The organism is Luteimonas sp. gir (genome assembly GCF_037198055.1).
Classification (GTDB): Bacteria; Pseudomonadota; Gammaproteobacteria; order Xanthomonadales; family Xanthomonadaceae; genus Luteimonas; species Luteimonas citri_A.
In genome coordinates, this window is sequence record NZ_JBBAXQ010000001.1 from 591,924 (window position 1) to 618,056 (window position 26,133).

Genomic DNA, 26,133 nt, shown 5'->3' on the forward strand with positions numbered 1-26,133 from the left:
GCCGCAGCACCTGCGCGATCCACCCTGCGGCGTGACGGATTAGCCCGCGCGCTGGCTCAGCAGCTCGCGCAGCGTCTGCTTGCCGGCGGCATCGAGCGCGCCCTCGCGCTGGCGGGCCAGCAGATCGTCGATGCGCTGCTGCAACACCTGTCGGTCGAGCTGGGCGACGACATCGCGCAACTCGATCTCCCAGGTCGCCTCGTCGCCCGGCAACGACTGGCTGGCGAGCTTCTGCAGCGCGGTCGCCTCGTCACGGCCGTCGAAGTGGGCGAGCAGCGAGCCGGTGCTGATATCCGGGCGCACGCTGGCGACCGCGATCAATTCGGTCAGCAGATCGATGCCCGGCTGCTGCAGCGCGACGAACGGGTAGGGTGGCGGCAGCGTCGCGGCCATCGCCGGCTTCTGCAGCAACAGCGCGATCGCGTGGCGCACCAGGCTGCGTCGCGGCGCCGGCACCGCGCGCCCACCGCGCGGCATGCGGGTCGGCAGTGCGGGCGCCGATGCCGCAGGCCGGCCCAGTCCGGTCAACTCGGTCAACCGCTGGCGCATCAGATCGGCGAACGCGCCGTCCGGAATCTGCGCCAGCATCGGCTTGGCGCGCTCGGCCAGGCGGGCCTTGCCATCGAGCGTCGACAGCGCGATGCCATCGCCGATGGTGTCGAAGAAGAACGTCGACAACGGCGTGGCCTGCGCCAGTCGCGCCTCGAAGCCCTGCACGCCCTCCTGGCGCACGATCGTATCCGGGTCCTCGCCATCGGGCAGGAACAGGAAGAACGCCTGACGGCCGTCACGCATGCGCGGCAGCACCGATTCCATCGCACGCGTTGCTGCGCGCCTGCCGGCGGCGTCGCCGTCGAAGCAGAAGTACACGTCGGCCGCATTGCGGAACAGCAGCTCGGCGTGGTCGGGCGTGGTCGCCGTGCCCAGCGTCGCCACCGCCTGCGGCAGGCCGTGCTGGAACAGCGCCACCACGTCCATGTAGCCCTCCACGACCACCAGCCGCTCGATCTTCTGGTTGGCCTGGCGCACCTGCCACAGGCCGTAGAGCTCGCGGCCCTTGTGGAACAGCGGCGTCTCGGGCGAGTTGAGGTACTTGGGCGAGTCCTCGGCCGCGAGCACCCGGCCGCCGAACGCGATCGGCCGGCCGCGGCGATCATGGATCGGAAAGATCACCCGGTCGCGGAACTTGTCGTAGCTATGGCCGCGCTCGTTCTTCGACAGCAGGCCGACTTTCTCCAACACCGTGATGCGGCGTGCGTCGTCCTTGCCCAGCGCGTCCTTGAGCGCCGAGAAGCCATCCGGCGCATAGCCGATCGCGAACTGCTCGCGTGTCGCCTCGTCGACACCGCGGCGGTCGAGGTAGTCGCGCGCCTTGTCGCTGCCGGCCAGCTGCCGCCGGAAGAACCGGGTCGCGGCCTCGAGCGCCTCGTACATCGGTGCGCTGTCGGGCCGCGCTTCGCGCTGGGTCGTCTCGCGCGGGATCTCCATACCGGCGCGCTTGGCCAGCTCGTCCACCGCGTCGAGGAACTCGAGGCGGTCGTAGTTCATCAGAAACGAGATCGCAGTGCCGTGCGCCCCGCAGCCGAAGCAGTGATAGAACTGCTTGGTCGGCGAGACGGTGAAGCTGGCCGAACGCTCGTCGTGGAACGGGCAGCGCGCCGAATACTCCTTGCCCTGCCGCTTGAGCGGGACGCGCGCGTTGATCACCTCGACGATGTCCGTCCGGGCGAGCAGGTCGTCGATGAAGGCGTCGGGGATGCGGGCCATGTCAGGAGCGCATCAGCCGTTCGAGCAGCAGCGTCTGCAGGTCGCGGCGGCTGTTCAGGAGCGCAACGACATGCACTGCATCGATGCCCGGCAGATAGAGGACCCGCCACGGCTTGACCACCAGCTCCCGGTACTGCGAGAGACCGGCGTCGCCGAGCTCGGGCACGATGCGTCCCCGTTCGCTGAGGCTTTCCAGGGAGGCGGCATGCTGCTGCAGTGTGTCCAGCACCGACAGCGCCGCCTGCGGGTCTTCGGCGGCGATGTAGTCGATGATGGCGGACAGATCGTATTTAGCGGTTGCCGTCCAGTGGACCGCGCGCTCAGCCATGCCGGGGGGCCAGCCGGGCGCGGAGCTCGGCGAAGACCTCGTCCTGCGGCTGGGTGCGACCTGTACGGACATCGGCCTCGCCTTGCGCGACCAGCTTCATCATCAGCAGGCTCTGCTGCTGGCGCTGGTAGCTCTCGTAACTCTGCACCACGGCGGCGCCGCGTCCATTCTGCGTCAGGATCACGGCCTGCCGGTCTTCCTGCAGTTGCTTGAGCCACTGGCTGGCCTCGGACTTGAAGTCGCTCAGGCTGATCACGGATTCGGTCATGGCGATCGCCCTTCAAGGACTGAATTAGGTCCAAGTATAGTCCGATCGCTTGTCGATGGGCGGTATTCTCAGCGCGCGCTGGCGCTTGCTCCAGCGGCCTGCCGCTCGGCGCGCTTGCGCAGCGCGCGGTCAACCGACGCCCAGCGCAGGCGCTCGTCGACGACCGCGGTGATCAGTGCGCCGACGAAGAAGATCGTCGCCGCGTAGTACATCCAGATCAGCAGGATCACCAGGGTCCCGAATGAGCCGTAGGCACTGCCCGGTGCGGCGTGGGTGATGTACAGCCCGATCGCCCAGCGTCCGAACACGAACAGCACCGAGGTGATGAGCCCGCCGAACAGGGCCTGGCGCCAGCGCACGCGCCGGTCGGGCAGGTAGTGGTAGAGCAATGCGAACGCCAGCGAGTAAAGCACCAGCATCAGCGAATTGCCGATCAGCGGCAGCACCGTCGGCACGTTGGCGAAGATCACCTCGACCGCGGTGGTCAGCAAGGTCGAGGCCAGCACCAGGAAGCCGAGCGCGAACACCACGCCCGCCGAGAACACGCGCTTGCGCAGGAACGCCTTCAACCCGCCGGGAATGTGGCCGCTGTCGGTCTTGAAGATCAGGTTCAGTGTGCCTTGCAACTGCGCGAACACCACCGTCGCGCCGACGAACAGCAGCAGCGTACTCCACAGGCCCGCGAGCGAGCCGACATCGGGCTGCTCGTTGGCGTTCTGGATCACCGTGCCGGCGACCGTCCGCGCGCCTTCGCCGGCGAGCTCACCGATCTGCTCGAGCAGGGCGTCCTGCGCCGGGGGATACAGCGATGCAGTGATCCACAGCACCAGCACCAGCAGCGGCGCCAGCGAGATCAGCGTGTAGAACGACAGTGATGCGGCCTGGGTCAGCAGGTCGGCATCGATGAAGCGCTTGACCAGTGTGGCCGGCACGCTGTCCTCCACGCGCTCGACGGTCCTGTCCAGGCGCCGGCGCGCACGCGACCAGCGCGTATGCGGCACGGGCGCGGTGTCGGTGGTGTCCACGGTGTCGGGCGAAGAAGACGGCGGCGGGCTGGGTGCGTTCATGCAGTCGGTCGTGATCGGGGCCGGACGACGGGCTGCGCGAGGCGCCCTTCCGGCGTGGCCGTCACTCTAGTCGCGCAGGCGTAGGGAGGCGTGATGAACGCGCCTTGTGCTCAGCCGATCACACGCTCGAACGGCGGCAGTGCATCGAGGATGCGCTTGCCGTAGCGACGCGTGAGCAGCCGCGAATCGAGAATCACCACACGGCCGGTGTCGCTCGAGGTGCGGATCAGGCGGCCGGCGAACTGGGTCAACGTACGCAGCGCGTGCGGCACCGCGATCAGGTTGAACGGATTCAGGCCACGGGCCTCGAGCCATTCGCCGAGCGTCGCGGTCTGCGGATCGGTCGGCACCGCGAACGGCACCTGGGTGATCACGACCGTCGTGCAGGCCTCGCCGGGCAGGTCGAGGCCCTCGCCGAACGAGTTGAGCCCGAACAGCACCGAGCCCTTGCCGGCGGCGACGCGCTCCAGGTGCGCGGCGACGACCTGCGACTTGTTGCCCGCGCTCTGCAGCTGGATCGCGCCGCGGCGCGAGGCCGGCATCAGTTCGGCGACCTTCTCCATCTTCCAGCGCGAGGTGAACAGCACCATGCTGCCCTTCTTCCAGTCCAGCTCGCGCGCCAGCCACTCGGCGACCGCCTTTGGATGGCCCTCGCGGTCGTCGGGTGGCACCGGGAACGGCGGCACCACCAATTGCGCCTGACGCGGCAGGTCGAACGGCGAGGGCAGCGATGCGGTCTCGGCGTGATCGGGCAGGCCGGTGTCGATCGCGAACGACTGGAAGTCGCCGCCGCCGGTCAGCGTGGCCGAGGTCATGACGACCGAATCGACCTCCTTCCACAGCAGCGTGCGCAGCACGTGCGCGGCCGAGACCGGCGAGCAGTGCAGCGCCAGATCGCCTTCGCGCGTCGCGGTGACCCAGCGCGCCATCGGCGGTGCGCCGTCGCGGTCCTCGCGGCGCCAGCCGGCCCACAGGTCGTGCTGCTGCTCGACCATCTCCAGCGCCATCCCCAGGCTGCGCTGCAGCTTCTCGCGCGCCGGATCGTCCTGCTTGGCGCGCGCGACCGCCTGCTGCGCGGCATGCACCCAGTTGAGCAGCGCGCGGGTGTCCTCGGCCAGCGTTTCGATCGCCGGCGCCCAGTCGTCCGGCAGCCGGCCCAGCGGCGCGCGCCACATCGGCTCGCGCTCGCCCGGCTCGGGCTGCCAGACCCGATCCACCTCCAGTTGGAAGGCCTTGAGCGCCTTCGACACCCTCACCGCCAGTTCGATCGCCTCGTTGGGCAGCAGCGTGCCGATCTTCTCCTTGTCGACCAGCCGGTAGCTGCCCGCGATCAGGATCTGCATGCGACCGGTGCGCTTGGCCATGTCGGCCAGCGGCAGGCGCGCGGCGCCCTGGTCGATCGCGACGTTGGCCACGTGATGGCCCTCGTCGAGCACCAGCAGCATCTCGCTCGGCGGTGCCAGCAGTGGCTGGCCGTTCTCGACATCGCCCATCGCCAGCGACGACAGCAGCAGCGCGTGGTTGGTGACCACGATCTGCGCATCGCGCACGGTGGTGCGCGCACGCAGCACCGGGCATTGTTGCGCAAAGCTGCAGCGGCGCCCCGCGCAGCCCGAGGCCGGCGTGGTGATGCGTGCGCGCAGCGCCGGCGAGACCGGCTCCGGCGCGGCATCGAGGTCGCCGTCCCACAGCCGGTCGGCGTGCGCTTCGAGCAGACGGTGCGCGGCATCGACCTCGTGCGGCGCCAGCGGACGGTCATAGAGCTGGCGCTCGAAGTCGCCGCCCTCATCGGGACCGGCGTCGCCCGGCAGCAACGTGCCCTGGCTGTGCTCGGCGTGCAGTTCGGCCGCATTGCGGGTGCACAGGTAACGGGTGCGGCCCTTCGCCAGCGCGACCTTCGCCTCCAGCCCGGTGGCGGCGAGGAACGCGGGAATGTCGCGCTCGACCAACTGCGACTGCAACGCGACCGTGCCGGTGCTCACGACCAGCTTCTTCTTCGTCGCCAGCGCGATCGGCACGCCGGCGGTCAGGTAGGCGAGCGACTTGCCGACGCCGGTCGGCGCCTCGGCCACACCGATGCCGCCCGAGGTCGCGAGCGCACGCGAGACCAGCCCGATCATCGCGCTCTGCGAGCGACGCGTGCTGAAGCCAGGCGTGTTGGCCTGGAGCTTCGCGTACGCGGCGCGGATGTCGGCCTTCAGCGCCTCGGTGAGGACGCGCGGCGGCGCGTCGGCCGCGGGCCGGGCCGGCGGCTGGAGTTCGGGTTCGCCCATGCGCGCATTGTCCCACGGCCGGTCGCACCGATTGAGCGCAGTACCGCGCCGGTGGACCTGAACGGCCGCGTCGGTAGCCTGCTAGAGTGCCGCCGGCAACGGCGGACGAGGACCGCGATGGCATCGAACCCGACATTGGACGCCTGCGTGCGTGACGCGCTGGCGCGCGGCGCGACCCGCATGCAGACCGCGGAGGCACTGGCGGCCGCCGGTTGGCCGCAGGCGCAGATCGACGGTGCGCTGCGCGCCTGGGCCACGGTGCCGTTCGTCGTGCCGGTGCCGCGGCCGCAGCCGTCGCTGTCGGCGCGCGATGCGTTCTGGTATCTGCTGCTGTTCGCCACGCTTTACGTCTGGGTCTGGCAACTGGGCAGCCTGACGTTCGACCTGATCGCTTACGCGTTTCCCGATCCCACCGATCCTGAGTACCGGGTGCAGCGGATGGGCGCGTCGATGCGCAGCGCATCGGCCGCGCTGCTGATCGCCTTCCCTGCGTTCGCCTGGCTCGCCCACCGGCTCTCGCGCGAGTTGGCGCGCGATCCCCTCAAGCGGCTGTCGCCGGTGCGGCGCTGGCTGACCTACATGACACTGTTCCTGGCCGCGGCGGTACTGATTGGCGATGCGATCGCGCTTGTCTACAACGTGCTTGGCGGAGAGCTGACGGTGCGCTTCGTCCTGAAGGTCGCGGTGGTCGGCGCGATCGCCGGCGCGGTGTTCGCGTTCTACTTGCTCGACCTGCGCAGCGATGAGGCGGTGTCGTGAGCGCGCCGATACTGGGTCGGGTGCTGATCGTCGTTGGCGGCATGGCGAGCGTGGCCGCCGTTGCGACCGCGATGTTGCTGATCGGCTCGCCGTCCGCGCAGCGGCAGGCCCGCATGGATGCGGCGCGCGTGCACGATCTGCGGCGGATCGAGCAGGCGGCCACGCAACAACTCGAACGCGACGGTGTTCTGCCGGACACGCTCACTGCGATTGACGGGCCCGATCTGCGCCGCGTGGACCCGGGCACAGGGGCCCCCTACGACTATCGCGTGCTCGCGCCCGGTCGCATGGAACTGTGCGCGCACTTCGCCACCGACAACCGCGATCCGCTGCGCCAAGTCGAACCTGGGCTGCGCGCCGAGTGGCCGCACGGAGCCGGCCGGGCCTGCTTCGAACGGCGGGCCGGTCTGCCGGCGGCGCAGACCGCGCCTGCCGACTAGCGCTTCTGGGCGCTCAGTCGGTCTCGAACAGCGGTTGCCCGTTCGAGGCCGACACGCCGCCGTCCACCGGCAGGTTCACGCCGGTCACGAAACCGGCGTCGTCGCTGGCCAGAAACAGCACTGCGCGCGCGATGTCGACCGGCTCGCCAAGCCGACCGAGCGGAATACGGTCCAGGAACGCCTGCACAGTGGCCTCGTCCTGTTGCATGTCGGCGGTCATGCCGGTGCGCGTGAAGCTGGGGCAGACCGCGTTGACGCGCACGCCGTCGCGGCCGTGGTCGATCGCCAGCGCCCGGGTCAGGTTGACCACACCACCCTTGACCGCGTTGTAGGCCGCCATGCCGCGATCGCCGGCCAGGCCCGACACCGACGCGGTGTTGACGATGCAGCCCTTGCGTTGCTTGAGATGCGGGAGCGCGGCCTTTGCGCCCAGGAAGACGCCAGTCAGGTTCACCGCGACGATCCGGTTCCAGTCCTCCAGTGCAGTCGCGTCCGCGGTGCCCTCGACCAGGATGCCGGCGTTGTTGAACAGCACGTCGATGCCGCCGAAATGCGCCACCGCCGCTTCGACCATCGCGTCGACCTCGTCGGGGCGGGACACGTCGAGGCGATGGACCAGCGTGCGGTCCTGCGGCAGCGTGGCGGCGATCGTATCGAGCTCGTCCTGATCGAGGTCGGCCAGCACGACGTGAGCGCCGGCCTCGGAAAACGCGCGCGCGGTCGCCGCGCCGATGCCTGAGCCTGCACCGGTGACGATCACGACCTTGTCGTCGAATCGCATGGACGGTCTCCTGCGTGAGGTGGACGCGCACCGTAGCGCTGCCGCGGTCGAACCATGGTGAATCGCAACGGGGGGGGGGGAGCTACAGCCTGGATTGGCGATTCTGCGGGGTCGGGGCGCCTGGACGGTTTGGCGCCGCGCAGGCGATCGCGCGCGATCGTCGTGGCGTGGCGCGCTGGTCGATGACGCCGCCTTTGACCGCGTTGTAGGTGGCCGTGCTGCGGCCTCCCAGACCGGAGGCTGATGCGGTGCTGACGAGCCTTGCGCTGCTTGAGGTATTGCAGTGCTGTTCTGCGCCCAGGAAACATGCCTGTCAGTCGGACCGCAACGATCCCGATCCAATCCTCCAGAGCGTTGGCGCCCGCAGTGCCTTCGACCAGGATGCCGGCGTTGCTGAACCGCACCTCGATGTCGCCGAGATGCGCCAAAGCCGCCTCGACCAATGCCTCAACCTCCAAGGCACGATACGGCCACGGGACCGCCGCAATGCCTTGGCAGACAGGGTTTAGCAGCGGCTGGCGTTTACGGCAGGCATTCCGGATCGACCGGCCCTTCTGTACAAGCGGAGGGGTTGCTCACGGTTTGTCTGCAGTACGCCATATCCAAGCGGGCCAGACAGTAGTGACTGCCCAGGCGCCTTTCGACGCTGGGGGCGAGCGGTTCCACGCCAGGTTGGCAGGCAGGCAGATCGGGCTGGAGCGCACACCAGCGCGGGGATTGCTCCGTCCTGGTGTACCCAGCGGCGAGCAGGCAGTTTTCGGTCTCGGCCTGCTGGTTGGATGTCCGCACGTCGTTTGGAGGAAGCGAGGCGGTGTGCGGGTGCGGCATGCCACATTCCAACAAGGCTTTCTTTGTATCGAGACTCGAAGCCCCCGGCTTTTGCCAGGCCTGAAAGGCCGCCAGCGGTGGTTGGAAAGGCAGTCTTCCAGTGCAGGCCGAGAGGCTGATCGTCGTCAGCAAGATCACGGCGGGCAGCGCTTTCATGCCGATGGCCTCGCTTCGACGTCGACAGGGTTGGGGTTGCCGCAAGCAACGTCGCCGGGTTTGCCGCCGCTGCCGCCGTCGCAGCTATGAACAGTGGTCGGGTCGCCGAACATGTTCCGCCATTTTCGATCTAGGTACTGCCAGGGGCAACCGGGTCGAACGCGGTGAGCCGGGGCGCATCGCCGTGTGTGGCGTGCTGCGTGCTCGCGCGGGATACTGCCCGGGCCATGTCGTCCCGCCGTCTGCCCTCGATGTTGCTGTTGGTCTGCCTGCTGCTGGTATCGCCGCTGCTGGCGGCGGCGCAGGATGCGCGCCTGGCGGCGGTGCTCGACGAGGCTGCGGCGTTGGCGCCGCTGCGTACGGTCATCGTCGCGCGAAACGGCACCGTGCTCGCCGAGCGCGGCTACCACGGCGCCTCGCCGGCGCGTCCGGCCAACATCAAGTCGGCGTCCAAGTCCGTGGTCTCGGCGCTGGTGGGCATCGCGATCGAGCGTGGTCTGCTCGAGGGCGTCGACCAGCCGATTGCGCCACTGCTCGCCGATCGCCTGCCCGAGGCGCCGGATCCGCGGATGGCGCAGGTGACCATCGGCCATCTGCTGTCGATGCAGGCCGGGCTGCGGCCGACGTCCGGTCGCCAGTACGGCGCCTGGGTCGCGCAGCGCGACTGGGTGCGCGCCGCGCTGGCGCAGCCGTTCGTCGACGCGCCCGGCGGTGGCATGCTGTATTCGACCGGATCGACGCACCTGCTGTCGGCGATCCTGGTACAGGTGTCGGGCAAGCCGACGCTGCAGCTCGCCCGCGAGTGGCTGGAACCGCAGGCCGGCTTTTCGATCGCGTCCTGGGACCGCGATCCGCAAGGGATCCACTTCGGCGGCAACCAGATGGCGATGACGCCGCGCTCGCTGCTCGCCTTCGGCGAGCTCTACCGCAACCACGGGCGCAGCGCGGCCGGCGCGCAACTGGTGCCGGGCACCTGGATCGCGCAGTCCTGGCAACCGCGCACGCGCTCGATCTACACCGGCGACGGCTATGGCTATGGCTGGTTCGCTCGGCGCGTCGGTGGGCACGAGGTGCGCTACGCCTGGGGCCATGGCGGGCAGATGCTGTTCATCGTGCCGACGCTGGCGCTGACCGTCGTCATGACCTCCGACGAGCGCACACCGGCGGGATCCGGGCACCTGGCCGATCTGCTGGTGCTGCTGGAGCGCATCGTCGCGACACAGGCGGCCTGACCGCCAGCGTTGCATGGCTGCGACGATGCGTCGTGGCGCCGCGGCTTCCGTGGGCCGAGACCCGCGCCCATCGTGAGAGGCATTCCTCGCCTCCTGGTGCGTTTCATGGCCCTGTTGCCCGCGTTGTACTTCTCCCACGGCTCGCCGATGACCGCGCTGTCGCCCGGTCGGGTCGGCGTGCGGCTGGCCGAACTGGCGCGCGACCTGCCGCGACCGCGCGCGATCGTCGTGGCGTCCGCGCACTGGCTGGCGGCGCGGCCGCAGGTCGGTGGCGCCGCGCAGCCACAGACCGTCCACGACTTCGGCGGCTTCCCGGAGGCGCTGTATGCCCTGCGTTATCCGGCGCCCGGCGACCCGGCACTCGCCCAGGACATCGCTGCGCGCTTGGACGCGGCCGGGCTGCCCGCCCAGGTCGATCCGCAGCGCGGGCTCGATCATGGCGTCTGGGTGCCGCTGCGCCTGTTGCATCCCGAGGCCGATATCCCGGTGGTGCCGCTGTCGATCCAGCCCGCGCTCGGTCCGGCGCATGCGCTCGCGCTTGGACGCGCGCTGGCGCCGCTGCGCGCGCAAGGCGTGCTGGTGATCGGCTCGGGCAGCATCACCCACAACCTGCACGACTGGCGCGGCCACGACGGCAGCGAGGCGCCGTACGTGCGGCCGTTTACCGACTGGATCGAAGCGCGGCTGCGCGCCGACGACCTGCCCGCGCTGCTCGACTATCGCCGGCAGGCGCCGTTCGCGGCGCAGGCGCATCCGACCGATGAGCACTTGCTGCCGCTGTTCGTGGCCATGGGTGCAGCCGGTGGCGACCGACTCGGCGCGCGGCGTATCGAGGCCGGCATCGACATGGGGTTCCTGGCGATGGACCTCTACCGCTTCGACGGCGACGGCGCAGCCTGAGGCGCCGCCGCCCGCCAGGCACGCCAGGCGGCGCGGTCGTCGAAGTGCGCGGCGTAGTGCGACTGCACGTGTTGGCTGATCCAGGTCGACAGCCCGCGACCGGCCTGCGCAGCCGCGCACAGCGCCGCGAAGTGCCGGACGCCGATGTCGCGGCGCGTGTAGACATAGACCGGGCCGTGCCCGAACTCGACGGCGATCGCGTCGTCGTCGATCGCATAGGCGGTGACGCCGCTGTCGCCGTGCCGGTTCGCGTATCGCTGCAGCGCCGGCGTGGTCATCGTGCGGCTGCGAGGTGGGACATGGGCGAGCTCACGGTGCGTGGTGATCGGAGCGATGGCCCCCACCCAACCCTCCCCCGTACACGGGGGAGGGCACGAGCGCATGCCGCGCGCGCATGGCGGCACGTGGTGCTTGTCTCCTTTCACCGCTGATGAGCGCGCCGGGCGCTTGTCTCCTTCCCCCGCTCGCGGGGCATTGCGCCCTTCACGGGTGGAAGGCCGGGATGGGGGCAAGCTCATGGTGCGTGGAGATCGGAGCGATGGCCCCCACCCAACCCTCCCCCGTACACGGGGAGGGCACGAGCGCATGACGCGCGCGCGCATGGCGGCGCGTAGTGCTTGTGTCCTTTCACCGCTGATGGGCGCGCCGGGCGCTTGTCTCCTTCTCCCGCTTGCGGGGCATTGCGCCCTTCACGGATGGAAGGCCGGGATGGGGGCAAGCTCACGGTGCGTGGCGACCGGAGCGATGGCCCCCACCCAACCCTCCCCCGTGAATGGGGGAGGGCGGCACAGGCGCGCGCGGCGGTGAGGGGCCAGCTCATACGCTCAGCGTGGCGCGGGCCGTGTCGAAGTCGCGTCGCTTGGCTTCACCCCTACGTGCGGCGCGTCGAATGCGCGCCGGCGGGTGGGCTCAGGCCACGGCCGACTGCAGCGATGCGGTCGCGGCCTCGACGCTGGCGACGAGCTCCTGCTGTCGAAACGGCTTGCCCAGGATCGTCAGACCGGGGTCGAACTCGGCCATGCTCGTGTAGCCCGAGACGATGACCACCGCGGTGCCCGGCAAGCGATCGCGTACGGTCCTTGCCAGCTCGGCGCCGGTCATGCCGGGCATCAGATGGTCGGTGACCAGCACATCGGGGGCCAGGCCGCCCTCGAGCGCGGCCAGCGCCTCTTCGGCCGAGCCGGCCTCGATCACGCGGTAGCCCATGTCGTCGAGCGCGTCGGCGGTGCACATGCGCACGGCGTCCTCGTCGTCGACCACGAGCGCGGTACCGCGGTGTTCGTCTGTCGTGTTCACGTGATCGTCCTCGTTGCTGTCTGCATTCGCGGCTGCGCGGCGGGTGCCCACCGGCAGCCAGAGTTCCATCGTGGTGCCCCGCTGCGGGGCGCTGTCGATCGCCAGCCGGCCGCCGAGCTGCGCGGCCAGGCCGTGCGCCATCGACAGGCCCAGGCCGGTGCCGCGGCCGATGCCCTTGGTCGAGAAGAACGGCTCGACGGCGCGCGCGCGCGTCGCCTCGTCCATGCCGTGACCGGTGTCGGCGACCGAGACGACGACGTAGTCGCCGGGCGGCAGGCCGTCGGCGCGCGTGTCGGCATCCATCCGCGCATTGCGTGCGCCGAGCGTGAGCACACCGCCATCGGGCATCGCGTCGCACGCGTTGACGCTGAGGTTGAGCAGCGCCATCTCCAACTGGTTGGGGTCGGCGATCGCCGGTGCCAGGTCCTCGGCGATGTCGAGCACCAGTCGCACGCGCGGGCTGCTGGAGCTTGCGATCAACTCCGCCATGCCCGCGACGAGCGGACCGACCTCCACATCCACCGGCTGCAGCGGCTGCCGCCTTGCGAAGGCCAGCAGGCGCTGCACCAGTGTGGCCGCGCGTTCGGCCGAGCGCTGCGCGACCGCGATCATGCGCGCACGACGTTCAGGCCGAGCATCGGGGTCACCGGCAAGCTCGAGGGCGGTGAAGATCGGCGTGAGCAGGTTGTTGAAATCGTGCGCAACGCCGCCGGTCAGCTGGCCCATCGCTTCGAGCTTCTGCGACTGACGCAGCGCTTCTTCGGCGTTGCGTCGCTCGGTGGTGTCGATCGCTTCGGGCACGACCGCAATGATTCGCCCGCCGGCGTCGCGGATCGGGCGGATCGACAGGTCGTGCACGCGCCGCCCGGACGCCAGCTCGACCTCGATCTCGGCGCGCGCGGTGCCGCCGCGGGTGGCTTCGTTGAACAGGCTGCGGATGCGCTCGGACATGCCCGGCGTGGTGCTGAACCAGGACGTCTCCCACAGCGGCCGGCCGACGATGGCCTCGAACTCGACCCCGATCGCATCGAGCACGGTCTGGTTCGCATCGGTCAGTGTGCCGTCGGGCGTGCACATCGCCTGCAGCTGGTAGCTGGTCTCAAACAGCGTACGCAGCTGCGCCTGCGATCGTGCCAATGCGTCGGCAGCGGCCTTGATGTCGGTGACGTCGCGCGCGCTGCAATAGAAACGACCGCCTTCGGGCGTGGCCACCCACGACAGCGTGCGCACGCCGCCAGCGCGCGTGCGCCAGCGGTTCTCGAAGCGCAGCACGGGTTTGCCGGCGCGCAATGTGTCGAGCACGCTGCGGGTGACGTCTTGGTCGTCCGGGTCGACGAACGCCCACCAGGGCTGGCCGGCCAGTTCGTCGGCGCGCCAGCCCAACATCTGTCCCCAGGCCGGGTTGGTCGTCTGCATGCAGCCGTCGGCATCGACGACCGCGAGCAGGTCGGGCGTGACCTGCCAGGTCAGCGAGCGTTCGCGCGCGCGCGCGACCACCTGCCGCTCCAGGTCGCTGTTGAGCGTGCGCAGTTCGGCCTCGCGCTCGCGCAGCGCCTCGTCGGCCAGCGCGCGCGCGGTCACGTCCACCCCCTGGACGAAGATCCCGATCACGCCGCGCTCGTCGGTGACCGGCTGATAGACGAAATCGAGGTAGCGTTCCACCGACGGCCCGCCCGGCGTGGCCTGGACGACGAAGCGGGCACCGCTGGCCGAGAATGCGCGGCCGGTCGCGTAGACATCGTCGAGCAGCGACTTGAAGCCTTGGTCGACCGCGTCGGGCAAGGCCTCGGCGACGGTGCGGCCGATCAGGTCGCGGTCGCCGACCAGGCGTCGGTAGCCGGGATTGGCCAGTTCGAAGCGATGCTCGGGTCCGCGCAACAGGGCCATGAAGCTCGGCGCCTGATCGAACAGCCGGCCCAGGCGTTCGGCTTCGGCCGCGAGCCTGCGCTGGGCGAGGACCTTGTGCGTGGTCTCGGTGGTGATGTTCAGAAAGCCCGGGATCCGCCCGTGCTCGTCGCGCACTGGCGTGTAGGAGAACGTCCAGTACGTCTGTTCCGGGTAGCCATGGCGCAGCATCGTCAGCGGCATGTCCTCGTGCGAGGTCGCCGTGCCGGACATCGCCTGCTCGATCAGCGGCAGGATGTCGTCCCAGACATCCGGCCAGATCCGCGCAATCGGCCGGCCCAGTGCGTCGGGCTCCTTGGCGCCGAGCATCGGGGCATAGGCGTCGTTGTAGAGGAATGTCAGCTCCGGGCCCCAGCTCAGGCACATCGCAAAGCGCGAATCGAGCAGCAGCGCCACGGTGGTGCGCAGCGACTGCGGCCAGGTCTGCAGCGGCCCCAGCGGCGTTGTCGACCAGTCGAACGCAGCAATACGGCCCGCCATCACGCCGTGTGCGGGCAGAAAATCGATGCTGGTGGGACAGGCAGCGGGCGGGTTCAACAGCGGGACGCGCAGCTCGGGACGGGCCGCATCCTGCCATAGGTCCCAGTGGTGGGGGGATGATGACCGCGACCGGGCGTCGCACCGCGGCCGGCGGCCTCACTTGCCTCGGCGCGCCCGCGGACCGGCATCGGTGGCCGGCCCCGCCTGCAAGCGGTCCTGCAGCGCGGCCGCATTGCCGGTGGCATGACCGGCGGCGGTGTTGTCGAACACGACCCAGTGATCGCTCGCCGGGTGCATGGCGATGGCCGCGGCCAGCGAATCGAGGGCTGCCGCGTCGTAGGCGCTGCGGTAGATCTGCGGTGTGCCATGCCAGCGCCAATAGGCCAGGGCCGGATCCCCGCCGGGCCGGGCATCGGCGCCATGCCGCGCCGGGTCCGCGGCCACGCGTGCCACGCCGTGCCGCTGCAGCAGCGCCTCGGCCCGCAGCGTCAGCCAGCTGGCATGCCGGACCTCGCAGGCCAGGCCGCCCGCCCAGCGGCGGCGCAGCATTGCCAGGAACGTTGCGGCGCTGCGTGCGTCGAACGCCAGGCTCGGTGGCAGTTGCACCAGCAGACAGCCGAGCCGCTCCCCCAGGCCGGTTGCCGCCTCCAGGAAGGCATCGAGCAGCGGACCGCAGCCACGCAGGCGGTGCTCGTGGGTGATCGTGCGCGGCAGCTTCGCGCTGAAGCGGAAGCCCGCCGGCAAGCTGGCCGCCCAGCGCTCGTAGGTCGTCCGCCGGTGCGGCCGATAGAACGAAGAATTGATCTCGACCAGGTCGAACCGCGTTGCATAGCGCGCCAGCATGCTGGCGCCGTCTTCGAACAGGGCGGCATCGCGCGAGGCGATCGACCAGCCGGCGCAGCCGATCCGCGGCGGGGGATGAGGTGGGCGGCCGGGGACCTGGGACATGCCGATGTCGTAGCAGGCCGCGGCGCGCGGCGACGTGAGGCTGGGCGCATCCCCTGCAGGCGCGACGCGCAAGTCCGGGTGCGCGCTCACGGCGGCGCGGCGCCAGCGGCAGGAAGCTGCCTCCACCGAGTCGAGACCGAGACTGCAATGACCCGCAAAGATCCCCCTGACGACGCCCCGATCCCCAGCCAGCCGCGCAGCTATCCGCACGGCAGCGGCGACCGCAACGCCTGGTCGCCGGTCGGCGACGACCGCATGCCGCGACGCGGCGGCGGCGCGCAGCGCGTGCCCGATCCCGACCCCACCGGGCCCGATCACACCGATCCGGCGGCCGACGACGGGGCGAGCGACCGCTGAGCGGCGCCTATTGCGGCGGTCGCGTCAACGCTCGGGCTTGGGATAGGGCCGCTCGGCCAGCAGGCGCGCCAAGTGCGCGGCGTTGCTGGCGATGGTGCGGATGGTCTCGTCGACCTTGTCCGGGATCGTGTCGAGATCCTTGAAGTCGGTACTGCCCATCGCCTCGCCGACCCAGTACGGCGGCGAGCCGGCCGGCAGCGTGAATCCCACATCCGCCAGGCCCTGGTAGAGCTGGGAATGGACGAAGTGGGCGCCGTCCTCGTTGCCGACGACCGCGGCGATGGCGACCTTGCCGAAGGTCGGATAGACGCCGTCGTCATCGATCTCACCGAGCACCGCGTCCAGGCGTTCGAGCACACGCTGGGCCAGGCTCGAGGGATGCCCCATCCAGATCGGCGTGGCGAGGACCAGGATCTGCGCCTCCATGATCCGGCGGCGCAGCTGCGGCCACTGGTCGCCGTCGCCCTCGTCGGCGGTCACGCCCGGGCGCACGTCGAAATCGGCCACGCGCGCGCTGTCGGTGCGCACGTCGTGGCGCGCGAGTGCGGCCAGCACCGCGTCGAGCATCTTCTGCGTCGAGGAGGGGGCGTCGCATGACTTGAGCGTGCAGTTGAGGCCGAAGGCGGACAGGGACATGGCGCGACTCGCAGAGCGGACAGGAGCGCCACTGTCGGCGTCCGGCCGTCCAGGGCGCGTCGTTGGCCTGCGATGCCCATGAACGCGCACGCACTGTCCCAGGACGCGGTCGCCAGATGTTTGCTGCGATGCAACATAATGCGCGGTCGTCCTTGCCGGAGACCTGCGATGGCCAGCGCCTCGCCCGCGTCGCTGCCCAGCCGCGCCGCCACGCCGATCCTGTTCGCGCTCGCCCTGGGCGGATTTGCGATCGGCACCAGCGAATTCGCGATGATGGGCCTGATGCCCAACCTGGTGCGTGCGTTCGGCGTCAGCGAACCGGACGTCGGCCATCTGATCAGCAGCTATGCGCTCGGCGTGGTCGTCGGCGCGCCGTTGTTGGCGATCCTCGGTGCCCGCCTGCCGCGGCGCACCTTGCTGCTGGCGCTGATGGGCTTCTACGCCGTGGGCAACCTGGCCAGTGCGCTGGCGCCCAACTACATGGCGATGCTGGTGGCGCGTTTCGTTGCCGGCCTGCCGCATGGCGCCTACTTCGGCACCGCGGTGCTGGTCGCCGCCTCGATCAGCCGGCCCGATCAGCGCGGCACGGCGGTCAGCCGCGTGCTGCTGGGATTGTCGATCGCGATCCTGGTCGGCAATCCGCTGGCGACCTGGCTCGGTCAGCTGTCGAGCTGGCGCTGGACGTTCGCGCTGGTGGCGGCGATCGCGCTGATCACCGTGGTTCTGGTGGCGCGCTTCCTTGCGCCCGATCCGGTGGCGCCGGGGCAATCGCCGATGCGCGAGTTGCGCGCATTCAACCGCTCCCAGGTCTGGCTGGCGCTGGCGATCGGTGCGATCGGATTTGCCGGCATGTTCTGCGTCTTCAGCTATCTGGCGCCGACGCTGATCGAGGTGACGGGCGTGGCCGAGACCTGGATCCCGGTGGCCCTGGCGGCGTTCGGCGTCGGCGCGATCATCGGCAACGTGGCCGGCGGCTGGCTGTTCGACCGGCTGCAGTTCCGCGCCGCCGCGGTGATCCTGGCGTGGTCGCTGCTGGTGCTGCTGTTGTTTCCGCTGGCGGCGCAGGCGACGTGGTCGATCCTGCCGGCCGTGGTCGCGCTCGGCACGATGGGCGCACTGGCGCCGGTGCTGCAGACCCGGTTGATGGACGTGGCCGGTGATGCGCAGACGCTCGCGGCCGCGTCCAACCACGCCGCATTCAACACCGCCAATGCGCTCGGTCCCTGGCTGGGCGGGTTGGCGATCAGTGCGGGCCTGGGCTGGACCTCGACCGGATGGGTGGGCGCGGCGACAGCGACGGCCGGCCTGGTGATCTACGCCTGGGCGCGCCGCGACGAGCGGCGACAGCCGGTGCCGAGCGCAGGCTAGCGACGCGCGCGCTGCGCGCTGTCTTCACGTCCGCGGCGCTGGCCGACGTCGACACTCGACGCCGACCCTCGACACGCGGAGTACCCGATGGCATCGCCCAGCAAGGCCGAAGAAGACGCGGCGACGATCGCGTCGCTGATCGACGATATCGACATCACGATGTTCACCACCGTCGCCCGCGACGGCGCGCTGGTCAGTCGGCCGTTGTCGACGCAGAAGGCGCAGTTCGACGGCGAGCGGATCTGGTTCTTCGTCGCCGCCGACAGTCCGAAGATCGACGAGATCGCGCGCAATCCCAACGTCAACCTGGCCTATGCGTCGCAGCGCCGCAATACCTACGTCTCGGTCTCGGGGCAGGCACGGGTCAGCGACGATCGCGCCAAGGTGGTGGCGTTCTGGAACGATGCGCTCAAGGCCTATTTCCCGGGCGGCATCGACGACCCGAATCTCGCCCTGGTCGAGGTCGAAGCCCACACCGCCGAGTACTGGGATGCGCCCGGCACGCTGATCGGCAAGGCGATCGCCTTCGCCACCGCGCGCGTGACCAAGCGCAAGGACGCGATGGGCGAGAACCGCATCGTCGACCTGCGTGGCGATCGCAAGACCTCTCGCCCGCCGCCGTCGCGCAAGACGCGCAGCCACCAGGCCCGGACAGCATCGAAGACGGCATCCACGACGCGGGCCGCGGCCGGCAAGTCCGCGACGAACACCAGCGCGACGACCAAGACGGCTACGAAGAAGACTGCGACGAAGACAGCAGCCTCGAAGCAGGCCGCCACCAAGACGAGGGCAGCCAAGACGAGCGCGAAGAAGGCCACGGCCACCAAGACCACCGGCCGCACAGCCGCGGCCAAGGCGCCGGCGAAGCAGGCGGGCCGCACGCCCAAGCCTCGGACGCGCTGAGCGGCCATCCGGCCCGGGGGCTGCAGCGCGGCCGCAGCAGCGGCACACTGCACGCCCCCAACGCCGATCCGCCCGTCATGTCCCTGCCCGAGACCGAGTTCGACCCCGACGACAATTTCGCGTTCCTTGGCGATGGCCGTGCCGACGCCGAGGACGACCCGGATGCCGACCTCGAGGCGATCGCCTGGCAGTGGCTGCTGCTGATCAATCCGGGCGACGAGGAGGCGGCACGCCAGCAATTCATTGCCTGGCAGGACGCCTTGCCGCCCGACCCGGATGCCGATGTGATGCGCGACGCACTGGCGGTCGTCACCGACTGGCAGTCGAGCTTCCGGATCGAGGAGGACGATCGTGTCGCACTGATCGAGGTGCTGGTCGAGCTGGCCGCGCGTTTCCGCGTCGAGATCGATTGGGGGGTGGAAGACCCCACCGATGCCGATGCCCTGGCTGGGGTGCCGCCGTCGACGCTGCTCGGCGCGGCCTATGACCAACTGCGGGTCGCCGGCTACACGCTGTGGACCTGGGAGACCGGCGACGACACGTTCGCCGGCGCGATCGCGCTGCGTGACGACGACGATGGCGTACGCACGATCGGCCACGCGCTGGGACTTGACCTGCGCCCCGGCGCCTGAACGCGCGGTCTGCACACCACCGTCGCCGATTCGGTGCTAGCGTCTCGGTTATCGTCAGCGCGTGGAGGGTGCGATGGACGAGATCGTCAGAGGTCGCGCGCAGCGTTGGGCCGTGCCCACCGCGCTGCTCGCGCTGGCCTGCGGATTGCCGGCCTGGGCCGGCGACGGCGGCGCAACAGTGCAGACCGACGTCGTCGCCACGTTGGCCGTCGAACCGCAACCGTGGGCGCAGCCGATCGGCGAGTCCTGGCCGATCCGGCGCGCCTCGTCGCTGAAAGCCGAGTACCGCCGCATTCGCGCACTGCGGATCGAGCAGATGCAGCCCGAGTACGAGCGCCGTAGCGCACAGGCCGGCCCGGATGCGGCCCAGGCCTGGCGCGACGCCACGTTGCGCGACATCGCCCGGCAGGACCTGCGCGACCTGCGCGCCCGACTGGACCGCTGACGCGGCCGCCTGCGCTGCGATCAGCGCGGCGCGGCGGCGACGTTGGGATCGGCGCCGTCGACCGCCGCCTGCGCATCGGCACGTGCCTGCGCATCCGGTGACAGACCCGCGTCGCACGGATTGTGGCCGGGCGCGAGTGCCAGCTCGACCAGGATCGGGAAATGGTCCGAGCCGATCGCCGGCAACCGACGCATGCATACCAGGGTGAAGTGCCGGCTGTGGAACAGATGGTCGAGTGGCCAGCGCAGCCCCGGCAGGCGTGCGTGGAAGGTGTTGTACATGCCGCGCCCGATGCGGGGATCGAGCAGGCCACTGACCTTGCGGAACAGACGCGTGGTCCGCGACCACGCCACATCGTTGAGGTCGCCAGCGACAATCACCGGGTGCTCGGCCTCGCTCGCGGCGCGCCCGACCAGCACCAGCTCGGCGTCGCGGTCCTGCGAGCTGTCGGCTTCGGTCGGACTCGGCGGGCGTGGGTGCAGGGCGTGCAGGACGACCCGCTGCCCGTCGTCGAGCTCGAGTGTGGCATGCATCGACGGGATGTCGTCCTCGACCAGGTAGCGCACCTTGGCATCGTGCAGCGGCAGGCGCGTGTACAGATGCATGCCGTACAGGTTGTCCAGTGGGCAACGCAGCGCATGCGGCAACAGGTCCTGTAGACCGTCGAGCGCGCGCTCCCAATGCCGGTCGGTCTCCACCGCGATCAGCACGTCGGGGCGGTGCTCGCGCACCAGCGCCACCAGCGCTGCGGTGTCGCGGTTGTGCATCAGCACATTGCTGGCGAGCAGGCGGATGCGCGGGCGCGCATCGGCGGGGGCATCGGCGACCTCCGGCCGCCGCAGCCGGGTGTAGGGGACGATCCACCAGGCCTGCCAGAGCACGCAGCCGGCATTGACGACGACGATTGCGGTGGTCCACGCATCGTCGATCGGCTGCAGCACCATCTGCGCCGCCAGCACGGCGATCGACAGCACGAGCAGTTGCAGACGCGGAAAGTCGAAACCGCGGATCCACCACGCGCCACTGCGGATGGTGGGCATCAGGGTGGCGATCGCCAACACCATCGTGGCGATCGCGAAGACGGGGGTCAGCATGGATGGGCCGGCGGGAGGGAGGCCGGACTATCCGCGATGCCGACCCGCGCCGATGTGAATGCGGCGCGGGCCGGCGGTGCAAGGCAGGGCAAGTGCCCTGGCGGAGGGCGTCAGCGCGTGTCCGCGTCGCCCTGTGACGAGGTCCCGCCACCGTGCTGTGCGTTGGAGGCCAAGTCGCCGGTGCCGTGGCCGGTGTCATGCTGGCGCGCAGCGGTCGACAGCGGCCCCGCCGCGCCGGGGCCGGCCGCGGGCGGCACATAGGTCGATGCGCCGGTCGAGGCGGCACTGCCCGATGCATCGTCGCCCGAGGTGGCCGACGCCGTGCCGCTTCCGGGCTGCCAGCGTCCTGCGTCACGCACGCGGATGCGGTTCTCGACGTCCTTGACCCCCGCGCAGCCTTCGGCGATGTCCTCGATGCGGTGCTTGGTCCAGCGCTGTTCGACGTGGCCTTCGAGCGTCACGACGCCGTCGTGGACCCGCACCGAGACCTCGCGTGCATCGATCTCGTCGCTGTGGGTGAGCCGTTCGCAGATGTCCTCGGTGATCCGCGCATCGGAACGGACGTAGCCCTTCGGGCCGACGCCGCGCCAGCCGCGTCCGGGCGCGCGACCGGCATCGCCGCGCGGTGTCGCACGGCCAACCCGACCTTCGCGGTCATAGGCGCCGAAATGCGCAAAATCGGGCGCCCCGCCCAGGTGGTCGACGTCGTTGAACCAGTGCGGGCTGCGGTGGCCCCAGTCCGACAGGCGGTCGTCGCCGTCGCGCAGGTCGCCGCGGCTGCCGCCCGCACCGTAGGCGCGGCCGCTGCCGGCCCGGTCGTCATCGGGATGCTGGCCGCGTGCGAACTGGGCATAGGGCGCGCCCGCGCCGTCGCCTTCGCTGGCGTGGTCACGCGCATCGTGGCGGCCGCGCGGGCCCTGCTGACGGCGCCAGGCGTGCTGCTGGGCCACGGCTGGGTCGCCGTACCCGCCGTCGCCTTGGCCATCGCCGCGATAGGGCGCGTCGCGATAGGCGCGGCGTCCTCCGTGCGGGCCGGGGGTGTGGCGATCCTCGTCGCCGTCTCGGGATGCCATCTGGTCTCTCCTCTCGCTCAGCCAGCGCCTGCCGGCGTCGATGTAGCGCGCACCCGTGGCCAGCAGCTCTTCGCCGAAGGCCTTCATTTCCGAGGTGCCGGGGGTGTCGTCTTTGCGGTCGTGCATCGCGGTCTCCTCGCCGATGGGCGGCGATGGCGGCGGCGCACCGTGTGCGGTGCCCGTGGAACGGCCGTGTGGACACCCACTGAGGATGCGCCGCCCACCTGGGCGGCCGGCCGCGCGGCATCTCCTCAAGATCGGGAGCGCCCGACGCCGCGGTGGCGCGGGCGTCGGGATCATGCCGTCACGCGACGGTGCGCGCGGGCGCGTTCGCGACGCGTCAAATTCCCGCGGCGATTCCGTGGCGCGACGGCAATCGCCGCGCCGCGCTCAGCGGCCGAGCGCGGCCATGCCTGCCTGCGGGTAGCGCGTACCGGCGGCGGCATCGGGCGGGAAGATCGCGTCGATGCGCGCCAGATCGTCGTCGGTCAGCCCGATGGCAAGTGCGGCGATGTTCTCATCCAGGAATTCCAGGCGCTTGGTGCCGGGGATCGGCACGATGTCCTCGCCCTGCGCCAGTACCCAGGCCAGCGCGAGCTGCCCGGGGGTGACGCCGTAGTCCTGCGCGATCGCCTGCACCTGTTCGACCAGTACGAGGTTGCGGTCGAAGTTCTCGCCCTGGAAGCGCGGCGAATGGCGCCGGTAATCGTCCGCCTCGAAGTCGTCGGGGGTGCGGATCGTGCCGGTCAGAAAGCCACGGCCCAACGGCGAATAGGCGACGAAGCCCACGCCCAGTTCGCGACAGGCGGCCAGCGTGCCGGTGGTCTCGGGGTCGCGCGACCACAGCGAGTACTCGCTCTGCAGCGCAGTGATCGGATGCACCGCGCAGGCGCGACGCAGGGTCTGCGCAGACGCTTCCGACAGGCCCAGGTGGCGGACCTTGCCCTGCTCGACCAACCGCGCCATTGCGCCGACGGTGTCTTCGATCGGCACCATCGGATCGACACGGTGCTGGTAGTACAGATCGATCGTCTCGATGCCCAGTCGCGACAGGCTCGCCTCGCAGGCGGCAATCACGTACTCGGGCCGCCCGTCGACGCTGCGCGCCTGCGGGTCGTCCGGGTTGAGTCGGATGCCGAACTTGGTCGCCACGAACGCGTCGTCGCGGCGGCCCTGCAGGGCACGGCCGACCAGCGATTCGTTGGTATGCGGGCCGTATATGTCGGCGGTGTCGAGCAGGGTGATGCCCTGATCGAGCGCGTGGTGGATGACGCGGATGGCGTCGGCGTCGCTTTCGCGGCCGCCGTAGAACGCGCTCATTCCCATGCAGCCCAGGCCGAGCGCCGAGACGGCGGGGCCACCGAGGCCGAGTTGACGGGTCTTCATGCTGTGGCTCCAGGGTCGCGGGAGGAGGGAGGTAACGGGGCGGCCGCCGCCTCGCGCGCGGCCTCGCCTTCTCGGTCGGCGGCGGTCACGGTCTCGGCGCCGGGCGAGCGGGTATCGGCATGGTCGGGCGCGGACGTCGGCTGCGTGGGCCGGGTCCGCCGCGCGCCGATGTCCTCGACGTCGTTACGCAGCCGCGGCAGCGCTTCGGGATGATGCGCGGCCAGGAACGCCAGCATGCCTTCGCGGACGGCGCAGCGCAGGTCGAACAGCTCGCCGGAGTTGCGCGCGCTCACCAGCAGGCGGACCTCGATCGTGTGCTTGTCGGTCTCGGTGACCTGGGTCACGCACACGCGGCGGTCCCAGCGCGGATCGGCTTCGCACAGCCGCTGCAGTTCCGCGCGGATCGCCGCGATCGGCGCACGGTGGTCGAGCCACAGGAACGCGGTGCCGAGCAATTGCGCGCTGGTGCGTGTCCAGTTCTGGAACGGGTTGGAGATGAACCATTGCAGCGGCACCACCAGGCGGCGCTCGTCCCAGATCCGCACCACGACATACGTCGAGGTGATCTCTTCGATGCGGCCCCATTCGCCTTCGACGATGACCACGTCGTCGAGCCGGATCGGCTGGGCCAACGCGATCTGCAGGCCGGCGATCAGGTTGCCGAACACCGGCTGGGCGGCGATACCCGCCACCAGGCCGATGATGCCGGCCGAGGCCAGCAGCGCAGCGCCGACCTGGCGCACCTGCGGGAACGTCATCAGTGCCAGCGCCACGCCGACCAGGATCACCGTGCCCTGCACGACACGGCTGATGACGCGGGTCTGGGTCTGGATGCGCCGCGCAGCGAGGTTGTCCTCGACATCGACCGGGTGCTCGCGCAGGATGCGCGCCTCGACCGCACCCACCACGCGGGCCAGCAGCCAGGTCAGGCACAGCATCCCGCCGATTCCGAGCCCGTGCCGCAACGACCGCACCACGTCGCGATCGAGCGGCGTGTAGTTCAGTGCGATCGCCAGGAACAGCAGCGGCAATGCGACCGCAGCCGGGATCGCCACCACCTGCGCGATGCGCGCGCGCAAGTGATCCTGTGCATGGCGGCGCGCGGTGCGGCGCAGTGCACGCAGCGCCCAGTGCACGATCAGGCCGAGCAGCAACGCCGCCGCCAGCGGCCAAGCCACAGCGGCCAGGTAATGCCAGTCCAGCGTCATCTTGCCTCCGCGTCGAAACGGGAAAGCGGCGATCCTGCCCGAGCACCGGTCGATGGCATGTGGAGCGCGCGGCGCTTGGCCTGCGCACCGCACCTGCGCTTCAGCCGCGGTGTCGCATCCGGTGCAGCAACGCGATCACCAGCCACAGCCCGACCACGATGTAGGGCACGCAGCTGGGCACCCACATCAACAGCCCGGCCAGTTGCTGGTCGCGCAGCGGGTCGAGGCCGATCAGCAGTGCGCGGTCGGTGTAGACCGGGTACAGCAGCCGCGGTGCGAAGGTCAGCAGCGCGCCAAGAAAGCCCATCTGCATCATCACCGCCACCAGCGCTACGAGTCCGCCGACGGCGCCGGCGTCGGGTGCGCGCAGCCGACGCCACACTGCCGCCCAGAACCACAGCCCGGCGATCAGGAAGCTGGCGTGCATCGCGCGGTGCAGCGTCGTATCGGCAAGCGCGGCCGAGGTCGCACCCGGCAAGTGCCACAGCCACATCGTGGCGGCATGCACCACGGCCGCGGGCGCGAGCGCGGTGCTCAGTGACGACAACGGCCGATGCAGGCCGCGGTGCAGGTGCGCGGACCAGCGTCTTGGCAACGCGGACGCGGCGATCGCGAATGGTCGACCCGCGAGCAACAGCGGCGGTGCAAGGGCGAGCAGCGTCATGTGCTGGGCCACGTGCGCCGACAGCGCGTAGGCGGCGAAGGCGTCCAGCGGCCAGACCATCGCCACTGCCAACGCGAGCACACCGGCTGCGAATGCGCTGGCCTCGCCGCGCGATACGCCACGGCCGACGCCGGCGCCACGCCACAGCCGCGCAAGTCCGCGTGCATACAGGCCTGCCATTGCGAGCAGCGGCAGCAGCGTCCACGGCGACAGCGTCCATGCGCTGGCGAGCGTGGGCGGCGGTCCCTCGGGCACGGCGGCGATCGCCGACGTGCCGGCGCAGGCGACAAGCAGGAGTAGACAGCGACAGGCGAGGCGCGACATCGCCGGCAAGCCTAGCAGCGGCCAGGTCGCGACGGCGGTGGCAGCGGCCCGCCATCGATGCGGTGCCGGCCGTCGCCCACGTCGGCTTGATCGCGGATGTCCTAGGCTGCGTGGATCCCCGTCCCGGAGTCGCCGGTGTACTTCTGGCTCAAGGTGCTGCACATCCTCGCGATGACGGTCTGGTTCTCCGGGCTGTTCTTCCTGCCGCGCTTGTTCGTGGCGCGGCACCGGCGCGAGATCGACGCCGAGCCCGCGTTCTGGAACCCGGTCACCAATACGCTGTTCTTCCGCATCATGACGCCGGCCGCGCTGGTGACGATCGTCGCCGGCGGCGTGCTGATCGCGTTCGGCCCCAGTGGGGCGTGGCTGGTACTCAAGCTTGTCGTTGTCGCCGCGGCGGTGCTGCTGCACCTGTACTTCGGCCTGCTGCTGTACGAGCTGGGCCAGGACCGCGACCACCACGGGCCAGCGTTCTACCGCGCAATCGGCTGGGTGCCGCTGGTGTTGCTGTTGTCGATCGCCGCGCTGACCGGCGCCAAGCCGCACACGATCGGCGATCTGCCGCCGCCGCCGCAGGCGTCGGCCCCGTCCCACTGACGGCGGTACACGGACGTC

At 70.4% G+C, this 26,133-nt stretch carries 24 protein-coding genes and 2 pseudogenes; 10 read left to right on the top strand and 16 right to left on the bottom strand.

Going from position 1 to position 26,133, the window contains the following annotated elements; translation table 11 throughout:
• Positions 1-39: 39 nt before the first annotated feature.
• The 5 genes from dnaG to dinG form a co-directional block, all read right to left on the bottom strand.
• Entirely contained in the window at positions 40-1,767 is a 1,728-nt protein-coding gene (gene dnaG / locus WAF18_RS02650; protein WP_183424874.1) for a DNA primase, read from the bottom strand.
• Between the two features lies 1 nt (position 1,768).
• The gene (locus WAF18_RS02655; RefSeq protein WP_337243739.1) at positions 1,769-2,095 is read right to left on the bottom strand and encodes a type II toxin-antitoxin system RelE/ParE family toxin; all 327 of its coding nucleotides are present in this window, start codon (positions 2,093-2,095) and stop codon (positions 1,769-1,771) included.
• Positions 2,088-2,363 (bottom strand): type II toxin-antitoxin system Phd/YefM family antitoxin, encoded by a 276-nt coding sequence (locus tag WAF18_RS02660; RefSeq protein WP_337243740.1) that lies wholly within the window; start codon positions 2,361-2,363, stop codon positions 2,088-2,090. Before WAF18_RS02660 ends, WAF18_RS02655 begins: the two co-directional genes overlap by 8 nt.
• A gap of 68 nt (positions 2,364-2,431) precedes the next feature.
• Positions 2,432-3,430, bottom strand: a complete 999-nt coding sequence (locus tag WAF18_RS02665) for a YihY/virulence factor BrkB family protein (protein ID WP_337243741.1) — start codon at positions 3,428-3,430, stop codon at positions 2,432-2,434.
• A gap of 110 nt (positions 3,431-3,540) precedes the next feature.
• On the bottom strand, positions 3,541-5,703 hold the full coding sequence (gene dinG / locus WAF18_RS02670; RefSeq protein WP_337243742.1) for an ATP-dependent DNA helicase DinG: 2,163 nt from the start codon (positions 5,701-5,703) through the stop codon (positions 3,541-3,543).
• Between the two features lie 117 nt (positions 5,704-5,820).
• On the opposite strand from dinG, the gene WAF18_RS02675 reads away from it, so the two are divergent.
• Positions 5,821-6,462, top strand: coding sequence for a DUF5671 domain-containing protein (locus WAF18_RS02675; RefSeq protein WP_337243743.1), 642 nt, complete (start codon positions 5,821-5,823; stop codon positions 6,460-6,462).
• Positions 6,459-6,902 (top strand): hypothetical protein, encoded by a 444-nt coding sequence (locus WAF18_RS02680; protein ID WP_337243744.1) that lies wholly within the window; start codon positions 6,459-6,461, stop codon positions 6,900-6,902. Before WAF18_RS02675 ends, WAF18_RS02680 begins: the two co-directional genes overlap by 4 nt.
• 13 nt (positions 6,903-6,915) lie before the next feature.
• Here WAF18_RS02680 and WAF18_RS02685 read toward each other — a convergent pair whose 3' ends face one another.
• Together WAF18_RS02685 and WAF18_RS02690 are read right to left on the bottom strand one after the other, a co-directional pair.
• On the bottom strand, positions 6,916-7,683 hold the full coding sequence (locus WAF18_RS02685; protein ID WP_337243745.1) for an SDR family NAD(P)-dependent oxidoreductase: 768 nt from the start codon (positions 7,681-7,683) through the stop codon (positions 6,916-6,918).
• A gap of 522 nt (positions 7,684-8,205) precedes the next feature.
• Complete coding sequence (locus tag WAF18_RS02690; protein ID WP_337243746.1) at positions 8,206-8,667, bottom strand: hypothetical protein; 462 nt, start codon at positions 8,665-8,667, stop codon at positions 8,206-8,208.
• 227 nt (positions 8,668-8,894) lie between these two features.
• On the opposite strand from WAF18_RS02690, the gene WAF18_RS02695 reads away from it, so the two are divergent.
• Together WAF18_RS02695 and WAF18_RS02700 are read left to right on the top strand one after the other, a co-directional pair.
• A complete protein-coding gene (locus WAF18_RS02695; protein ID WP_337243747.1) occupies positions 8,895-9,899 on the top strand; it encodes a serine hydrolase in 1,005 nt (334 codons plus the stop codon).
• Positions 9,900-10,004: 105 nt separating this feature from the next.
• A complete protein-coding gene (locus tag WAF18_RS02700; protein WP_337243748.1) occupies positions 10,005-10,799 on the top strand; it encodes a class III extradiol ring-cleavage dioxygenase in 795 nt (264 codons plus the stop codon).
• A gap of 50 nt (positions 10,800-10,849) precedes the next feature.
• On the opposite strand, the pseudogene WAF18_RS02705 reads toward WAF18_RS02700, so the two are convergent.
• The 3 genes and pseudogenes from WAF18_RS02705 to WAF18_RS02715 form a co-directional block, all read right to left on the bottom strand.
• Positions 10,850-11,062 (bottom strand): annotated as a pseudogene (locus tag WAF18_RS02705) (hypothetical protein); the annotation flags it as partial.
• 646 nt (positions 11,063-11,708) lie between these two features.
• Positions 11,709-14,480 carry a PAS domain-containing protein gene (locus WAF18_RS02710; protein WP_337243749.1) on the bottom strand — a complete coding sequence of 924 codons (2,772 nt, stop codon included), beginning with the start codon at positions 14,478-14,480 and terminating at the stop codon, positions 11,709-11,711.
• 156 nt (positions 14,481-14,636) lie between these two features.
• Positions 14,637-15,428 (bottom strand): DUF72 domain-containing protein, encoded by a 792-nt coding sequence (locus tag WAF18_RS02715; RefSeq protein ID WP_337243750.1) that lies wholly within the window; start codon positions 15,426-15,428, stop codon positions 14,637-14,639.
• Positions 15,429-15,575: 147 nt separating this feature from the next.
• On the opposite strand from WAF18_RS02715, the gene WAF18_RS02720 reads away from it, so the two are divergent.
• On the top strand, positions 15,576-15,785 hold the full coding sequence (locus WAF18_RS02720) for a hypothetical protein (RefSeq protein ID WP_337243751.1): 210 nt from the start codon (positions 15,576-15,578) through the stop codon (positions 15,783-15,785).
• 24 nt (positions 15,786-15,809) lie between these two features.
• Here WAF18_RS02720 and WAF18_RS02725 read toward each other — a convergent pair whose 3' ends face one another.
• Positions 15,810-16,421 (bottom strand): NAD(P)H-dependent oxidoreductase, encoded by a 612-nt coding sequence (locus WAF18_RS02725; protein WP_337243752.1) that lies wholly within the window; start codon positions 16,419-16,421, stop codon positions 15,810-15,812.
• Between the two features lie 168 nt (positions 16,422-16,589).
• Between WAF18_RS02725 and WAF18_RS02730 the strand changes: the two genes are divergently transcribed.
• From WAF18_RS02730 to WAF18_RS02745, 4 genes and pseudogenes are all read left to right on the top strand, one after another.
• Positions 16,590-17,789, top strand: a complete 1,200-nt coding sequence (locus tag WAF18_RS02730) for an MFS transporter (RefSeq protein WP_337243753.1) — start codon at positions 16,590-16,592, stop codon at positions 17,787-17,789.
• An 87-nt stretch (positions 17,790-17,876) separates the two neighbouring features.
• Positions 17,877-18,380 (top strand): annotated as a pseudogene (locus WAF18_RS02735) (pyridoxamine 5'-phosphate oxidase family protein); the annotation flags it as partial.
• Positions 18,381-18,769: 389 nt separating this feature from the next.
• Entirely contained in the window at positions 18,770-19,324 is a 555-nt protein-coding gene (locus WAF18_RS02740; RefSeq protein ID WP_337243754.1) for a hypothetical protein, read from the top strand.
• Between the two features lie 73 nt (positions 19,325-19,397).
• Positions 19,398-19,769, top strand: a complete 372-nt coding sequence (locus WAF18_RS02745; RefSeq protein WP_337243755.1) for a hypothetical protein — start codon at positions 19,398-19,400, stop codon at positions 19,767-19,769.
• 20 nt (positions 19,770-19,789) lie between these two features.
• Here the strand turns inward: WAF18_RS02745 and WAF18_RS02750 are convergent, their stop codons facing one another.
• The 5 genes from WAF18_RS02750 to WAF18_RS02770 all read right to left on the bottom strand — a co-directional run bounded on the left by WAF18_RS02750 (position 19,790) and on the right by WAF18_RS02770 (position 25,518).
• The gene (locus tag WAF18_RS02750) at positions 19,790-20,863 is read right to left on the bottom strand and encodes an endonuclease/exonuclease/phosphatase family protein (protein WP_337243756.1); all 1,074 of its coding nucleotides are present in this window, start codon (positions 20,861-20,863) and stop codon (positions 19,790-19,792) included.
• A gap of 110 nt (positions 20,864-20,973) precedes the next feature.
• A complete protein-coding gene (locus tag WAF18_RS02755) occupies positions 20,974-22,062 on the bottom strand; it encodes a BON domain-containing protein (RefSeq protein ID WP_337243757.1) in 1,089 nt (362 codons plus the stop codon).
• A gap of 264 nt (positions 22,063-22,326) precedes the next feature.
• A complete protein-coding gene (locus tag WAF18_RS02760; RefSeq protein WP_337243758.1) occupies positions 22,327-23,322 on the bottom strand; it encodes an aldo/keto reductase in 996 nt (331 codons plus the stop codon).
• A complete protein-coding gene (locus WAF18_RS02765) occupies positions 23,319-24,530 on the bottom strand; it encodes a mechanosensitive ion channel domain-containing protein (RefSeq protein ID WP_337243759.1) in 1,212 nt (403 codons plus the stop codon). Before WAF18_RS02765 ends, WAF18_RS02760 begins: the two co-directional genes overlap by 4 nt.
• A gap of 100 nt (positions 24,531-24,630) precedes the next feature.
• On the bottom strand, positions 24,631-25,518 hold the full coding sequence (locus WAF18_RS02770; RefSeq protein WP_337243760.1) for a cytochrome c oxidase assembly protein: 888 nt from the start codon (positions 25,516-25,518) through the stop codon (positions 24,631-24,633).
• Positions 25,519-25,653: 135 nt separating this feature from the next.
• Between WAF18_RS02770 and WAF18_RS02775 the strand changes: the two genes are divergently transcribed.
• Positions 25,654-26,115, top strand: a complete 462-nt coding sequence (locus WAF18_RS02775) for a CopD family protein (protein WP_337243761.1) — start codon at positions 25,654-25,656, stop codon at positions 26,113-26,115.
• Positions 26,116-26,133 lie beyond the last annotated feature (18 nt).